General features: G+C 53.4%; 15 protein-coding genes. 13 read left to right on the top strand and 2 right to left on the bottom strand.

Annotated features, from left to right (window positions below; translation table 11 throughout):
* Nucleotides 1-27 precede the first annotated feature (27 nt).
* The gene (locus tag ACSSVV_RS07440) at nucleotides 28-450 is read right to left on the bottom strand and encodes a hypothetical protein (RefSeq protein ID WP_454105827.1); all 423 of its coding nucleotides are present in this window, start codon (nucleotides 448-450) and stop codon (nucleotides 28-30) included.
* Nucleotides 451-823: 373 nt separating this feature from the next.
* On the opposite strand from ACSSVV_RS07440, the gene ACSSVV_RS07435 reads away from it, so the two are divergent.
* Nucleotides 824-2,188 carry a hypothetical protein gene (locus ACSSVV_RS07435; RefSeq protein WP_454105826.1) on the top strand — a complete coding sequence of 455 codons (1,365 nt, stop codon included), beginning with the start codon at nucleotides 824-826 and terminating at the stop codon, nucleotides 2,186-2,188.
* Nucleotides 2,127-3,242: a hypothetical protein gene (locus tag ACSSVV_RS07430; protein WP_454105825.1), complete on the top strand. Its 1,116-nt coding sequence runs from the start codon at nucleotides 2,127-2,129 to the stop codon at nucleotides 3,240-3,242. Before ACSSVV_RS07435 ends, ACSSVV_RS07430 begins: the two co-directional genes overlap by 62 nt.
* 329 nt (nucleotides 3,243-3,571) lie before the next feature.
* Here ACSSVV_RS07430 and ACSSVV_RS07425 read toward each other — a convergent pair whose 3' ends face one another.
* A complete protein-coding gene (locus tag ACSSVV_RS07425) occupies nucleotides 3,572-5,254 on the bottom strand; it encodes a hypothetical protein (protein WP_454105824.1) in 1,683 nt (560 codons plus the stop codon).
* A 500-nt stretch (nucleotides 5,255-5,754) separates the two neighbouring features.
* Between ACSSVV_RS07425 and ACSSVV_RS07420 the strand changes: the two genes are divergently transcribed.
* From ACSSVV_RS07420 to ACSSVV_RS07370, 11 genes are all read left to right on the top strand, one after another.
* On the top strand, nucleotides 5,755-6,045 hold the full coding sequence (locus tag ACSSVV_RS07420) for a hypothetical protein (RefSeq protein ID WP_454105823.1): 291 nt from the start codon (nucleotides 5,755-5,757) through the stop codon (nucleotides 6,043-6,045).
* Between the two features lie 59 nt (nucleotides 6,046-6,104).
* The gene (locus ACSSVV_RS07415; protein ID WP_454105822.1) at nucleotides 6,105-6,437 is read left to right on the top strand and encodes a hypothetical protein; all 333 of its coding nucleotides are present in this window, start codon (nucleotides 6,105-6,107) and stop codon (nucleotides 6,435-6,437) included.
* Between the two features lie 112 nt (nucleotides 6,438-6,549).
* Nucleotides 6,550-6,888 carry a hypothetical protein gene (locus ACSSVV_RS07410; RefSeq protein ID WP_454105821.1) on the top strand — a complete coding sequence of 113 codons (339 nt, stop codon included), beginning with the start codon at nucleotides 6,550-6,552 and terminating at the stop codon, nucleotides 6,886-6,888.
* A 69-nt stretch (nucleotides 6,889-6,957) separates the two neighbouring features.
* Nucleotides 6,958-7,410 carry a hypothetical protein gene (locus ACSSVV_RS07405; RefSeq protein WP_454105820.1) on the top strand — a complete coding sequence of 151 codons (453 nt, stop codon included), beginning with the start codon at nucleotides 6,958-6,960 and terminating at the stop codon, nucleotides 7,408-7,410.
* Nucleotides 7,411-7,637: 227 nt separating this feature from the next.
* Entirely contained in the window at nucleotides 7,638-8,315 is a 678-nt protein-coding gene (locus tag ACSSVV_RS07400; protein ID WP_454105819.1) for a helix-turn-helix domain-containing protein, read from the top strand.
* 68 nt (nucleotides 8,316-8,383) lie between these two features.
* Nucleotides 8,384-8,698, top strand: a complete 315-nt coding sequence (locus ACSSVV_RS07395) for a hypothetical protein (protein WP_454105818.1) — start codon at nucleotides 8,384-8,386, stop codon at nucleotides 8,696-8,698.
* Between the two features lie 109 nt (nucleotides 8,699-8,807).
* Nucleotides 8,808-10,064: a tyrosine-type recombinase/integrase gene (locus ACSSVV_RS07390; RefSeq protein ID WP_454105817.1), complete on the top strand. Its 1,257-nt coding sequence runs from the start codon at nucleotides 8,808-8,810 to the stop codon at nucleotides 10,062-10,064.
* A 13-nt stretch (nucleotides 10,065-10,077) separates the two neighbouring features.
* Nucleotides 10,078-10,329 (top strand): hypothetical protein, encoded by a 252-nt coding sequence (locus ACSSVV_RS07385; RefSeq protein ID WP_454105816.1) that lies wholly within the window; start codon nucleotides 10,078-10,080, stop codon nucleotides 10,327-10,329.
* Entirely contained in the window at nucleotides 10,326-11,129 is an 804-nt protein-coding gene (locus tag ACSSVV_RS07380) for an MBL fold metallo-hydrolase (protein WP_454105814.1), read from the top strand. The genes ACSSVV_RS07385 and ACSSVV_RS07380 overlap by 4 nt, the downstream gene beginning before the upstream one ends.
* 30 nt (nucleotides 11,130-11,159) lie before the next feature.
* A complete protein-coding gene (locus tag ACSSVV_RS07375) occupies nucleotides 11,160-13,067 on the top strand; it encodes a site-specific DNA-methyltransferase (RefSeq protein WP_454105813.1) in 1,908 nt (635 codons plus the stop codon).
* Nucleotides 13,064-15,787 (top strand): DEAD/DEAH box helicase, encoded by a 2,724-nt coding sequence (locus tag ACSSVV_RS07370; protein ID WP_454105812.1) that lies wholly within the window; start codon nucleotides 13,064-13,066, stop codon nucleotides 15,785-15,787. Before ACSSVV_RS07375 ends, ACSSVV_RS07370 begins: the two co-directional genes overlap by 4 nt.
* Nucleotides 15,788-15,833: the final 46 nt, after the last annotated feature.

The raw sequence follows: 15,833 nt of genomic DNA, 5'->3' as shown, positions 1-15,833 counted from the left end.
AAAGCCAAAACGTACTGGAGCGACTTGTTATTCTTCAGGTGGAAGATCGAATTTCACCCGCACTTTATGAACGGTATTGGCTTCGATGTCCCGGATTTTGTCGAGCTTGAACACGGTGACAAGCCGGGCATTACCAACCTTGGTTTTAATGGGGTAGGCAATGGCCGTTAGCTTGTCGTAAGGCTCCTGCTTGACCAGCTCATCGAGCAGATACATGTAAGGGCTCTGCTTGCGGGGGAACTCGTCAATGGGGTGCCCATGCTTGGTAAGCAGGATCTTCCAGCGCTTGGCAATGTCATCGAGGGTTTCGGCCCGAACACGGCCTGGCAGATTCAAAAAACCAAACTCATCGAAATTGCCGAGTTTCTGTTTATCCAGACTCCAGTTGCCAACGTCAGCCTGAGCTGACACAACACACAGCTCTTTGCCTGATTCCATTGATCTGCGCATAGCATGCCCCAAAACGGCCTGTGCGCCACGGAAGCCGTAGAGGAAAGTGAGCCCGGTTTTCGGGAGTATCAGATCGTCAGGAAGAAAAAAATCAGGAGAAATGATTTTTACATCGCGTGGAGGGGTCCTTCCTTCGTACTCAAAAAACGACTTGAGCCCAATAGATGATTCGGACATTTAAGCTTCTCGCATCGGTAGAGCGCTACCTGTTAAAAGATCGAAAATTATTTTGTCGTAGAGCATATATTAAATGATAGCCAGTTTCTCGACTACCGCCTGCGAAAGCTATTAAAAGAATGCAAAATTAGAGTACACTTAATAAAGTGGTGGTCTATATGATAAGATAAGGGCAACATCCAAGAACGAGTATTCTATGCCAAGCCTGACCGAACCTGTAAGCGGAAAAGACGTAAAAGCCCTCCAGATGCTCCTGGAGGTGGAATATCCTGGTCTCGTAGATCTAGATCTGGCGATGATTTTGAACATACCTCCCATGCGTATCAATGAGATTAAATACGCATTACCCGGCGTGCCGTCGGAGGATGAAGCCGAAGAGGGAGACGACGATACCGACGGTAAAGCCGGTGGAAAGCATCGGCGCCGCATTAAGCCATATCACGCCATCCTCGTAAGGTTGTTATCGAAGCACCCGGAATATTGTCCGCTGGTACCGAAGCCTTCAAGCCTGGAAGTTTGGGAGCAGATCATCCCGTTTATGCCAAAGCCAGTGCGACCGAGCCGTGAGCCTAACAGTGCAAATCGCAGAGGATTCGCCCCACTGTTTGGTCGGTCTAACGTGTCGAGCTACAAACTGCTCAGTGAAGATGCGGAAACAGCGACTGAAAGCCCGGGCGGTAGTGTCAGCCGGCTATATATGCTGGTAATGGGTAAAATGGGGCAGATTCTGAGAGAGAACCTTCTGAATATTGTCCGCAGGTCAGCACCGTCGTCTGCAGAGAATGAACTGCGGAAACGGATGGCAAAAGATTGGCGCATCCTGCAGCAAGAAGCCGAACTCATTCAGACGTGGGTGCCGGCATCTGAGAGAGCAACGTTTAAGCAGGAAGTCTTTGATCAACGCCGTGCCTGGTTCGACCTATACATGAATGTACTCCACGATGAGGCTGTATCAAGAAGGGTGGAGCCGGATGTGGTTATTGCCAAGGGTAACTGGACAAACAAGGAGCCGGTCACGGATCGTGACTTGAGGATGTACGAGCCTCGGCAGCGCCCCATCCTTGGAATGGGATCCCCCGAACTGGATGACTTCAAGGATCGATTTTTTTTAACCAGTTCGGAATTTTTCTGGGTGCTGGGGCTTCAAATCCGAGCCTACTACAAAGCCCGGAATGCAGAAAATCGGAACAAGCGGATTGATGCGGCAACCTCTATATTGCTTCGCTATCTTTACCGCTATCCGAAGGATATCAGCCTTTTTCTGTACCCAACGATGCAGGGTGAGGAAATGCTGGAGCGGATCAAAGAACTGGACCCGAATTTTAAGGTCTCCCAGCTTGGCCCGCTGTTTGGAGGTGCCTATGTTGCGTCGTACTATTTCCGAAAGGGAGACCAGGTGCCGTATTACGCTCGTCGTATGAGTTCGATAATGGCAATGTGGATCGATACGCATCCAGAGCTGTATCAACATATCCGGGAATGCGCGGAGGAAGAAGCCTATGCTCGCGGAGTCAACCCAAGTAGCCTCTGGAAAGAAGCACGCTGGGCCCCTGCTGAATAACGATGTGCGTCAGCTTGGGCTTGGCCTGGAACTAGATTGCTTGCGCTATGAGCCCATCAGGGTGCCCGATTATTGGCTATCGCCAGTGGATCTGGAAGCGCTGCCGGATGAGCCCGATGATTTGACTCCTGAACAGCGTAAGGACTACTGCGCCACGCTGTTGGGGCAAACCGTGGTTCATTACAAGGCCATGAGGCGTCACATGGGAAGGATCATCGAGCTGGTAGAGCAGGACGGTAATGCCGGCCTTCCCGCCAAGATGCTTGGTGACTTCACCCTCGAGGGCATGGAGGCGCGACAACGGGCTTTGTATGGCGTAGCACAGTGGACCTTTGAGGACGGTCAGGATCCGAACGAAACGCCAGTGTATATGGGCGCGATTGGCTCATCGCTACTGACGGTTGAGGCGATCGAGCAGCTGAACAAGATGAAAGAGGTCTTTTCGGAGCTTGTGCGTCGGCTGCGCCTGGCTACAGAAACCCAGTCCGTTCTGCGGGGCGACGTATACGCTTTATTGAATCTGGTCATGGACGCCGAACCAAAAATGGTGCGCAGCAAAATGATTGGGGAAATGCTTCGACAGGTGCTTCATCCGCGTTTGAACGTGCGTCTTCTCACGCGCTCAATTCCAGCACTGCCAGAACAGCCGGAATCCATTCGCTGGCGCTGGCATCAGTTTTCGTCCAGTCGCCGACTGTCGAGAGATCAGGTATTGGCACTTCTGGAGAAGAAGTCCGATAAACCGTTAGTCATGCAGGATATTGAAAAAATCCATACGGATTGCCGTGATGAATACTTCGTATTAAAGAAGCCGCCGCAATGGGATCTGAGGATGCACATCACTGTGGCCAGATCGGTTGAAAAGAAGCGCGTGCCGGTAGACTTCAAAACCCGAATGCCCTTGTTCTATTGGGCTGGAGAGCCGTCTGTTGGCATTCAGGAGCCAAAAATGAGCGTAGCTCCGGAGAACGCTATACAGTTTCAGCGCAAGAAGAAGATTGAGACAGAGCCCTATCTGACTACGTTGCCCATTTATCGATATGTGAGAGACTGATGGACATTCTGCCCGACGTTCCCGATCTGTTGCAGAACGGTCGCCCCTTTCCAGAAATCGGTAAGCTTGAGCACCTGGGGTATGCCTGGCGAATGGTGTGCCCCGGATGCCAGGGTCGCGTGAGAGCAAAGGACTGCTGGGTAAAGGATGCGTCAGCTGAGGATTGCAGCATCCTTGTTTGGTGTCGTTCTTGCAAACGATTCACCCCGATTCATTTATCCCGGCTGGCGGCCGGAGGGTTCCGATTCCGAGTAGGGTGGAAATCGGAGATTAACCCTCGGTCTTTTGTTCGCAGAACACTGAAAAGCTATCTGCTGCCAAAGCAGGGTCTACGCCAACCCTAGAGCTTGTGACTCATCCTCCAATTCTTGCTCGTCATGCATGGCGTCGGGGGATCGAATAAATTGGGCTCGGGTACGCAAAATCAGATCGGCAGCCGGGCCATCGATTCCCCACAAAGCCATTCGATCGGCGTCCCATTTGGCGACTAATTCTGGCTGTGTCCTCAGGATATCAGTCGCCAGATCGATTTCTTCTGACAGCAGTAGCCGATCAAAGGCGTTCAGGCGATCTCGGTTATCGTTATCGAGAATGTCAGGCTTGGCGCCGGCTGCCAGCAATCGCTCAATCATCGCTTTGCATTCGTCTCCATAGCGGTGAAGTTCAGTGGCGGCAATAAGGGCATTCTCACCCTGGGCGTTTCGGGAGTTGATATGGACAGCGGCATCGAAGTGTTTTTCGATGGCCTTGTCGTTTTTGGCTTTGATGGCCTCGATTAGTTTGATTTCGGGACTTGTTACCCTGGTCAGCTTGGTTTGCATAGTGCCATCACGCTCTTCCCAACCTTTGACAGTTCCTTGAATACGATAATGGTCTCCCTCAAAAAAGGCAGCCCGCCCAGAGTTAAACCAGACAGCGCGAGCATTGGTTTCCAGATCACGCATCAGGCAAATCAGGGTTACGCCAAACCGCGTCGCCTTGGGAATTATCTTATCAATGACAACGTCGAGATCGATTTTTTTGTCATACTCTCCCAGTCGGATATTGGGAATAGAAGACTTCGTAGCCGTTGCGGCTGTGAGCGTCTGTTCCCGGTTCCAAGCAGCTACCGCAGAGGCGAGCAAAGGAACGTTGTGTTGGGAAATGAAATCCTGCTGGGCTAACACCTGCAGATTATGACGGTAAACCTGTCCCTGGTTGTCGAAATCATCAGATCCAAGCCACTGAAGAATCTGCGCCGCGGTTTCTCGATCGCCACCTGTCACCATCTGATCGAAATCCTTGGGGGTGGCCAGCAAGTGTTCGACTTCCCCGGAGCTGCCAAGCCCCCAATCGTCTTCTGCGCGAGGAATCCAGCGGCCTGCCTTGCGAACTACGGCTGCCGAGGCGGCAAGTATATCCTCCGTGGCGAAGGCCATTTTTCGGGGGGATGTGCCGGACACGTCCTCCGAATCCGAAGACAGCTCATGAATGATTTCGGGCCAAGCCTGGGCCAAGGATGCAACCAGCATCGGGTCAGTATGTCCCGAGAAATCCGCTACACAGGTACTCCCAACCTGCATAACATCGCCAGAATCCTGGTTCAGAAAGAAGAATGTTGTATTGCGCTGGCGGCGTGTGTTGCAGTGATCGCAATCCGATGGGCATTCAGTCATCCGCTGAAACAATGACGCACCGCCGATGCGCTCCAGATCCTCTTGGGTTCCAGAGAACCCGCGAACAACATTACCGTCTGAAGTGTGCTCGATTTTTGCGAAGAACTGCCACCCTTGCAATTTTGGCACTCCGCCAGTGACTGTCAGTTGGCGATAATGATCGTGTTGCCGGGGGTTGACTGGCGAGCGCCGGTATTCCGATTCACCGAGGATGATACGAAATGGAGGTAGTCCGAGCTTTTGTGCCCGGGCACTCAGCTGTTCGAGCTTTTTAACGGTTTGCTCGCTTCGCTCCGCTAAAATCATGAACTTATGAGTTGAGTAATCGGCCTGGAGATGAGGTGTTACGGTAGTCATGGTGGACCCCATAAAGTGGAATATTTACTGATAGTATAGTACCCCATGTTATGAACAAAAAGGCGAGAGCAATGCGAGATCATTCGGCGAAAGCCGCGGCTGTGAGACGAGGCGGATTTCGTACTATCGTGAACGAAAGAGAATGCCAGGTAGAGATTAAGGACGGTGCAATCTGCTTTCTTCGCCTTTCCGGGCCAGAGGCCCTGTGTTTTATCGAATCGGTCGCAAAGTTGAAGAAAAGCCGGTTGGCATCAACGGTCGCGGCCGATTGCGTTGCTTACGACTATATCCAGCGTGGCCTACAAGTGGATTTTGCGGAGCATGACCCGAGTTTCAGAGTTGGCGCCTTGAGTATTGGCATATAATACCCTATGTGATAATCTAGCCGGGCTTTATGACGTGGATGAGAATCGTCAAGCATTGAAATGTCCAGAACAACCTATTTGCGCCGCTCCTAATCCACGAGCGGCTTTTTTTTGCCTGAACAATAGGACTATCAAATGAGAATTGAAGAACTGGTAACGGCGGGGAACTGCCGTTATCTCGAAATGATGCGCCATGCCGCTATTTACGAGGACATCGCTCAGAAGGTAGGTCTTGCACTGGAAGATTTTGATCACCCACAGAACATCGGTCCCGGTGAGAACGAACTCTCGATTGAGTTGAGCTACGAAGCTGATGAAGTATGCCAGGTGGAACGGTGGGACTATCAGTTTCGCCCGAATAGCGTCGAGATTCTTGGTTGCAGAGTTTCAGCCAAAGAGAGCATCGGACCGGGCCCTGGGGCATAGCAGGCTGCGGAGAGCAAGTAGTGCCAGTGTCATTATTTATATGAAGAGGGTAGTGCCACATGTCGATAAAAGATGACTTTATTTCCGAAGACAGCTTCATGGACGATTATTGTCCGATCACGCTTGGCAAAGATGGCGACCAGATCGTGCAGTCATATGGTCAGGCGCAGCTGGCGGCTCAAGAGCGAGGGCTCTCGGATCAGCATATATGGGCGATCGTCGAAAGTGGCGATGATGAAAACCTATATGCATCGCCGGGATTTCATGCTGTGAACACGATCGGCTTCGTCGTTACTGAACAACCCTGGAAATCCGAAATTGTTGATGCGATCTGGTATAACGCATCGGAGGATTTGGACGAAGGCGAATGTCAGTTGCCAGGGCTTTGCTAGACGCCTGGTAATAGGGACTGCTGCACTTAACACATCCGGCTCCAATCGTGTGGCGAGTTAGTATCCAAAAAACACAGTTACTCGCCGAATTGATAAGTTGTGGTGTCATACCATGGTGGTCGCTGTAATTTTGCAGCGATATCGGAGAAATGTTGTGTTAAGGAATCGTCTTGATTTAGTTAAGTATGCTGAAGATGACTCAGGCCTGATTATAGGTTTTGTAGAGCGAGTATCCGGAGAAATTGTTTATCACGTCGGGGTCATCTCGATCGACGGACTTCAGGCGAAAGACGCCAATGCGATTGCGACGGTGGTGATTGATGGCAAGACGGAGGAAGAGGAAATCTTTCCTCGCGTATCCAGTATGGCCACAGCTATAGGGGTAGGGATAACCGACGAAGAACTAAGTTATTGCCTCGATAGACTGGGCTCCTCAGAAACCAATTATTAGATCGCTAAAGGTAGCGCTCAGCTGAGCCGTATCGTCGTCGCGGTTGGGCTGAGCGTTGGGAGATATAGAATGGTTCCCATAGGAAATCAGTTTTATTTGGTAATGGCCGGTGTCAGTTTAGTGGCATGGACCTATTTTTTCGCGGTTGGTCGTAATGATGGCAATGAAGTTGCGGATGCCGTTTTAGCGAAACTGGCCAGCGAAAAGCATCCGGCTCACCAGGTGGGACTCCCAAATGGAAATTCGGTAAGAGTTTCGTTCAGGCCAGAGAACCCAGATATTGCTATGGCTTCATTTTTGTTCACGGATCAAGAGGTTTGCATTAAAGCTCTGAACATCTTGAGTCGGACTTCTAAAGAGCACGTTGGTTTTGTGATGGAATCGATGACGACACCAGAGCTGGCTGTAGATCACTTACATACAGAAGATGATCTGGTTGAGCGTTATCGTTCGATCGAAGCGTTTTGCGAGGGTTCTGTCGGTGAGAGGGTCTCAATTGATGTGCGGTTTGCACGACTCTAGTGCATAGCCTGCAAAGCGTTATGCAGCATGGCCAAGCGATGCCGCGCAAGTTGCTGGTAGTGCCGGAGCCTTTTCAGCTTTTTTAAAATGTCAAATACTTAGCAGTATTTGACATCGCAAGCATTCTACCTCACTATTCTGAACTGGGATGTTTGCGCCCTGCCGCTTTGGCAACTTGTGGCGCATCGAATCGTTTTAATGGCTTGCAGCTATAGGTGGCTTTCGACATGCAATTTGGAACTCGAGTAAAGCAGATTCGTGAGATTCGTAAAATCTCTCAGGGCTTTCTTGCCCAGCAGGTCGGGCTAACCCAGGCAACAATCAGCCGTATTGAGAGCGGGATTCCGGAAGCGACCGCATCTTTGCTCGATATGGCACGCGCGTTAAAGGTTGATCCGTTCTGGTTACAAACTGGCGAAGGTTCTCCTGACAGTGCTCCCGAATGGCTGGTGAGCAATTTTCTACGCTACCGAATTTCTCCAAATGATTTGGCCACTGTAATTGACCGCTTAGAAAAGAAGGACGAAATAGGTCGACCTTTTCTGAATGATCTCTTGCGCATTATGGAAGGTCCGTCAAGCTGCCCAAAGCCTTCTCCTGAAGACCTCTGCGGGCCTGACGAAGTTGAACTCCAGAAGCAAGATGTTTCTCAGCTCACCTCCGAACATTTCCGCTTACAGTTGTGCGATCTGATTGCAAAATATCGTGAGAAGATCGACGCCTGCGATACCGACCTTGAGCGGTTGCGCACACAGAATCGAGCGCTATCCACTAATGTCGATTCATGTGACGCCAAAGGGCGGGAGGTATTGTTGACTGACATTCGCAGGTTGAGCGCTCAGAGGCAGGTGTATCTTGAGGCTGAGGCTGATATTCAGCTTATTGCAGATGAGCTTGGTTGTTGATGGTATCCGGTAGTTTGGGGCTAACGCTGGTGTAAGCGTGCATGTCTATTCTTTTGAGGGGATGTTTAATGAATGGTGATGACATTGAGCGGGACTTTAATCGCCAGAAATGGATTGGCATCATTATCGGTGCCTTGATTGTTGCTGCAGCGGGGCTGGCGTCGAGTCTTGCTTTTCAGCACGACACTCCTCGGGTGTCTGATGAGGTCACGACAATGACGCCTGCATCATTAAACGAGCTTTCAGAGATAGGTGAGCTCGAAGGGCGTCGTGTCTACCGTTTTGAGCTTGATGACGGTACTCGCTGCCTGGCGATTTCCGGCCACACCGCCGGCGGTGGCTTGGATTGTGATTGGGCTTCGCGGTTGGTAGCTCCCGAATGAGTCATCGTCATTACTTCCGCTCTCGCTGCGATATTGGTTCAGGCAGGTTTGGCTGTTGGGGGTGTCACGATAGCGGGTTGTCAGAAACATTTGGTAAAGAAGCTTTTTTGTGAGTCGCTTCCCGGGTTTCCCCATTTTTGACGCAGCCAGTCAGCTAGACGATCAGCTTGACGAGCAAGGTTATGCGTCCGTTCGTGAAGCCATCATGGCGTTGTCTGTTGATCAGGATAAGGCTTTCCGCGATCTGGATGCCAGCCTCCGGTACCTGACGGACTACGCCAATGTCTCGGGCACCTACAACCGCTTTCGGAGCGAAGTGCAGCGGTTTTTGAATTACCTATGGGTTGTGGCCAGCCGGACGCTCGATCAGGTGGATGCAGAGGTTGTTTCCAGCTACTTCAGGTTCCTCAAGAATCCGCCAGCCGCCTGGGTGGCTCCCAATATTCATTCGGGGTTCCTGGATGAACAGGGACAGCGGATTATTAATCCCCGCTGGCGCCCCTTCACCAGTCAGCGCTCCAAGGGCGAGCGTTACACCGCCAGCCCCGCCAGCCTGAAATCATCACGGACTGCCCTCGCCTCGTACTTTCGGTTTCTCCGCCAGCGCAAGATTATGGCGGAAGACCCGTTTTTAGAAGTTCGTCGCCGGGACACCAAAGCAAAATCCAATGCCTTATTGGAGCGCCAGGAGGCCTCGGTGCGCCGATACACCGACTGGCAATGGTCATTCATTCGGGAGGCCATCGAGCAGGCGGCTGACCAGGACCCGGAGTATGAGCGCCACCTGTTCATCATCGTCACCATGAAATCCCTGTTTTTGCGGATCAGCGAGCTGGCCGTTCGGAAGGTTGATGGTGAGCCACGGATTCCAGCGTTTTCGGACTTCCAGAAGCAAGTGGTCGGTGGTGAGGCCTTCTGGACGTACTACGTCTTTGGCAAGGGCGACAAGGGGCGCACCATTACCTGCCCTGAGGCGTACCTTCCCTACCTGAAACGCTGGCGGGCCTATCTGGAATGTGATTCTCCCCTGCCCTTGCCCAACGAATCCAGGCCTATCCTACCGTCCGCTCGTGGTGGCGGTCTGGGTACCCGACAGATTCAGCGAATTTGCGAAGATGGTCTGATGCTGGCAGTCCAGAAGATGAAGGATGAAGGTTTTGTCGATGAGGCGGCCCAGTTGGAGGCCATTGCCTCGGAAACCCATTACCTGCGTCACACCGGGGCCAGCCAGGCCATCGAGGCCGGCGCGGATATCCGGCACATTTCCGAAGAGCTTGGGCATGCGAGTGCGGCGTTCACCGAGCAGATTTACGTTAATGCGGATCAGGCTCGCCGTCGCCTTTCCGGGCGTGGCCGATCTGTTTAAGGAGATCAAAACAATGACTGCCCCTACCGAACTTTACGTGACCTATCTCATTCGCCCTCGGGGCTCTCGGGTGGCCGGGGAATCCTCTATCCCTCAATCTACGACCGTTACGCTGCCAAACACCCTGGTAGCCAAGCGCATCCCGGATTTTGTTCGGGAGCGGATTCGCCCGACGCGGGCGGCCGATCCAAGTGACAATTATGCCGGCCAGTCGCCAGATGAAGTGGTGATCCTCAATATGATTCGATTGGAGTCTTTGATATGACGGTTGAGCTTGAGTTTGTGGGTGCTGGCGGTGCCCACAGCGAGGATCTAGGTAATGCATGCGCTTTACTCCGTTTCGAGGGGCGCAGTGGGATGCTCATCGATCTTGGGCCGGAAGCGTTCTTTTCCGTTCGGGCGATGGACTATCCGTTTGATTCCGTGTTTGTGACACACCCTCATCTTGATCACATCGGCGGCTTGGAACGATTGTTCTTTGCTCGTGCTTTTTCCGAGCTTCCGCTTATTAAACTTTATGTTCCTGTTGATATTGTTTTTCGTTTACATCAGGTTCTCGCCTCATCGGGCACTCAGGTTGCCGAGGGCGGCAAGAATTTCTGGGACTGTTTTCAGCTTATTCCGGTTGGCCGCCATTTCTATCACCAGGGGTTCCGCTTCAACGTCTTTCCAGTTCGGCACCACTATCCCGATGAAGCATTTGGGTTGGCAATGCCCGGAAAGTTTGTTTTTACCGGTGATACCCGCCCTATTCCGGAACAATTGGTGGCCCACGCAGGCCGTGGCGAGGTTATCTTTCACGACGCCACGATGACCCCCAACCCTTCACACTCGGGTGTCGAGGATTTGCAGCGCGAATATGCTTATCACGACATTCTTGATCGTCTTGTGCTGTACCACTTCAATTCTGAGGTTGAGCGCAAGCGTGCGGAGTCTCAAGGTTGGCAAACTGCTTGTCCAGGAAGCCTGTATCGTTTTCCGTCAACCGGTAATGATGTTGGTATCGCCAAACAAACATCTGGCACTGCTGCTGGCACCATTGCTGGCACTATTGTTAATCCTTAACGGGGTGCCAAGAGCAGCTAAGGATTTATTATGTCGTTAAACAAAAAATCCATTCTGGCCCGCCTTGACGAGCTTTCTCCGCAGGAGCTCAAGCGGTATCTGGTGCAGGAGCTAACCCACAAGAGGCTCGGGCTAACCTGGGAGGCGGACCTGATCGAGCGCGATAAGGCGCTGAACTCGGACTTGGTGTTCCCAAAGGTTGATCCCGATGTATCACATTGGCCAGAACAATCCGCCAGCAACAATCTGATCATCGAGGGGGATAACTTTGATTCCCTTCGTTTGTTGCGATCAACTCATCGTGGGCGCATTCGGGTTATCTACATCGACCCACCGTACAACACCGGATCAAAAGACTGGGTTTACAACGACCACTATCTAAAAAAGGATGACCGCTGGAAGCACAGCAAGTGGCTGGAGTTCATGTACCAACGGTTGTCTATTGCTCGGGATTTGCTGACCCCAGATGGGGTGATCATGGTGTCCATCAACGATGAAAACCGCTCCAAGCTCGAATTGCTGATGGATGAGGTGATGCCGAGTATGCGGCTGGGCTCAATGGTCTGGCGGACACGGCAAGGCTCGAATGCTGACCAGGGCTGCTTCATGAGCTCTGATCATGAGCACATACTAATTTATGGAAATCCGGGGTTTCAGTTCAGGGGCTACGAAAAATCATTTGAAATGTACTCCAATCCGGATAATGATCCTCGCGGAGATTGGCGGATTGATAACATAACTCTCGGTTTTTCGTATAAGGAGCGCCCCAACCTTTATTACCCTCTTCGTGACCCGAAAACGGGGATCGTCTACCCGCCGAACCCGGATCGGGTGTGGGTTTATGCATCGGAGGCTAATCTAAAGGCTGGTCAGCGATTGCAATCCAAGTCTATGGAAGAGTTTATCCGCCTTGGTCAAATCGTGTTCCCGGATTCGACCCAGGAGGTGCGCGTCTGGGAGACAATGGATGACCTGCTTGAAGCGATCAGGTCAGGTGATGTCCCCAAAAGCGGGCGCAAGCCTTTATTGAGTGCGGATCTCCCGAATTTGGAGTGGTGGGTTGGAGTTCCCGTGGGGTTTGGCCGCCCTCAGTTCAAGCGGTACAAGGCTGACCTAAAGAATCAATATCAGCCTGTGTCCAGCTGGATTGTTCCTAAGTTTGAAGACGGTCAATATGACGCGCCTGGCAGTTTTGTTTCCACCACAAACCATGAGGGCGCCACAGGTGTGGCCAATATTTTCGGAAGTCGCGTTTTCAACTACGCTAAGCCCGCCACGCTGATTCGCCAGCTTTTGGATCAGGCGACCCGCCCCGGGGACATTGTTCTGGATTTCTTCGCCGGCAGTGGCACCACGGCTCAAGCGGTTCTTGAGCTCAATGCCAAAGACGGTGGCAATCGTCGCTTCATCATGTGCAGCAGCACCGAAGCAACCGCGAAGGAGCCGGATAAGAACCTGTGCAGGGATATCTGCGCTGAGCGTGTGCGCCGAGTCATGGCCGGTTACGGTGACACAGCGGGCCTCGGCGGTGACTTCACCTACGTCACGCTGGATAAAGTCGAAGAGGCTGACCTGATGTTTGAGGCAGAGCCCCGTCACGCCTTCGGCTTACTCAGTCTCCGTGAAACGGGTTACCTCTCCGAACCGCCAGCCGATCAACCGGTGTGGGTTGTCGCTCAAACCGCCAGCAGCGCGATTGTCTTGTGTCCGAGGCTGTCCGATGAGGCGATTGCAGCCCTTGAATCTCTGCCGGTGAGCCAGTTGATCGTCTACACCGATCGTCCGGACTCCCTTCAGGAAGCCCTGGCCGGCGACAAGTCGGTGACCTGTTATTCCATTGAGAGCGCCCTACGGTATGCCCAGGGTGGCAATCAGGCGTCAGGCCCTCGGGAATCGTCTGCCGGAGACCCTGAGCCGGAACAGGAGGTGTCCCAATGACCTCGCTTACCCTGAATGTCTCGACCCCTCAACACAATGTCGCGATCCCTGAACCATTCCAGACAACGCTGATCACAAATCTTACCGAGCGTCTGACTCGTGAGAACAGCCCCCCTTGCCTTCTGCGAGCACCCACCGGTTCGGGCAAAACCTTTGTACTGGCCAAAACGCTATCCAATGTCACCGCCCAGAAAAAGGTGGTTTGGTTCTGGTTTGTCCCGTTCACCAATCTGGTTAACCAAACCCTGGATGATCTGGTGACCAACGCCACCGACCTGACACCGGTTCAGTTTACCCAGGGCATTAACCAGGAACCGCAAGCCGGTCAGGTGTTGATTTCCACCGTGCAGGGGGTTTCCCGGCGAGCGTGGAGGCTGGCGGACTATGACGCCGGCGGTGGTGAACAGCTACGCACGCCGGCCGATTTTATCGCGCTGGTGAAGTCTCAGGAGCTTGAAGTAGGCGTCGTTGTGGATGAGGCCCACATTGCGCTGGATGAGGCAACCGAATTTGGCGCGTTCGTGCGCTGGCTGAATCCGTCGTGCCTGGCGCTGGCCACAGCTACCCCAAAGAGTGCCCGGATTAACAACTTTCTTGCCAGTGCCGGACTGAGCTCTTTTGAAGGGTTCAATGTTGCCCGGGATGATGTGGTGCAGGCACGCCTGAACAAGAAGTACATTGAGGCCGTGGTGTATCAGCTCAAGGATACCACGGCAGCAGTGGCCGACCTGAACCGTACCGTCTTGAGGCAGGCTTGGTTGCGCAATCAATACCTCGCAACCCAGCTTCAGGGGCTGGGCATTGATCTGACGCCCCTGCTACTGGTGCAGGTGGACAATGGTAAAGACACCATTGAGGACGCTGAGCGCGCCTTGATTGATCTGGGGATTCCCATGCCGGCGATCGGCAAGCATTCATCGGATGAGCCGAACCCGGAACTGATGGATGCCATCGCCAATGATTCATCCAAAAAGGTGCTGATCTTCAAGCAATCGGCCGGTACCGGCTTTAACGCCCCCCGGGCCTTTGTGCTGGCTTCCCTGAAATCGGTCACCGACACCGACTTTGCCATGCAATTCATCGGACGGGTCATGCGCGTCCCTCGGCAGATTCGTAACCAGTACACCCAGGCGGACGCCATACCGGCTGACTTGAATACCGCCTATGTGTACCTCGCCAATGCCGATGCCCAGAAAGGCTATCAAAGCGCCGTCGAGATCACCGGGCAGGTTCGCAGTGCGCTGGAAGGCGAATCCGAAAAGCTGTACCGGCGAAAAACCCAATCGGGCGCTCCAGTGTTCACCAACCGGCCGGTGTCAACGCCGGAGCTTGACCCACGAACCCCCTTTCCCGGTACCGAACAGTCAGACACCGATGAGCTGGACACGGCAACCACCGGTACGAATGGCGGAATAGTGGGTGGCCCTGGCGCGCCCCTGCCCCCGATACCTCATCCTGTGAATGACGAGTCCACAACCGGGGAAACCGGCAGTCTCTTTGATGATCTCGACGAGGTGGACGAGGAATCCGCTGATGAAGAACCGAAAAAGCCTGACCCGCAGACCGCCGCCAGCATGGAGGAATGGCAAGCGATCATGGCGGAGCGTGGCATTCGGGTGTATCCCGTTAACCACGATGCGCGGGAAGTGCCGGTGGCCCTGGAGCGCGAGGTTCGCCCCACCGGCCTGAATATGGGTGAAATTGCCGAGCGAGTGGCTACCCGGGTGATCATTACCGACCGCCAGAAGCGGGAAGCCGCGCTGGCGGCCCGAAACCGGCTTCGGGAAAAAGAGCGGCATACCGAGCTGACCACCGGGGTTGTCAAAAGCGTTCAGGATGCCTTTATCGTGGTTGACCGGAACGTAGTAGCCAGGGAGGCCCGTGCCGCTCTTGATCGGCTTCCCCAGATCGAGCCGGCCGATCATAAGGTCATCGTGCAAACCCTCGCCAAGCGCGTTGAGGGTACGCTGAATGAGCAGATCATGGATGCCGGTGAATCTGTTGCCCCGGATGAGCTGACTCGAATGAGTCGCACCGCAGCGTACTGGCTTGTCCGCCAGCTTACGGGTGACCTTGAGGAAGCCTTGTATGCCGAGATTGCCAAGGAAGCCGTGACCGAGCCGGCCGGGCCATTACCCGCCGCCATGTTGTTCCCATCGAGCATTGCGTTGGAGCCCAGTCATAAGAACCTGTATCGGGTGCTTCCGCCCTCAACCGACGATCTGGCGACCGTTGAGCAAACGTTGGTGATCGAAGACCGGGAGCTTTTGCGGGATACCCAGTGGCAGGTTGGCAATGAGCGGTTTATGACCGGCCGGTTTGATTCAACCTTCTCGCTGAACAGCGACGAACGAGCGTTTGCCGATGCGTTGGATCAGGCCAGCTTTGTCGCCTGGTGGTTCCGCAATCCAGATCGGAAGTCCTATTCCGTTCAACTGGTTCGCGGGGAGCATCGAAATTACTTCTTCCCAGACTTCGTGGTGTGTGTGGAGCATGTGGACGGCCAGACGCCCATGGCCCGACTGATCGAAACAAAGCATGACGTGAAGGATGCCCGACGAAAGGCCAAGCACATTCCCCAACATTACGGAAAGGTGTTGTTCCTGACGCGAGATAGCGGAAAGCTGCATGTGGTCAACGATGACGGTGGCCTGGGGCCAGAGGTGGATTTGGGCGACCTGGAGACCTTGCGGTCTGAATTACAGAAAACGGCGCCTTGATTGTTATAAACGCTAAGTGAGGCCTGATGGCCGGCAACGGCCGCTC

The organism is Marinobacter sp. MBR-105 (assembly GCF_053628895.1).
Note: the sequence above shows the minus strand (reverse complement) of the source record. Positions and strands in the feature narration are given on the sequence as shown.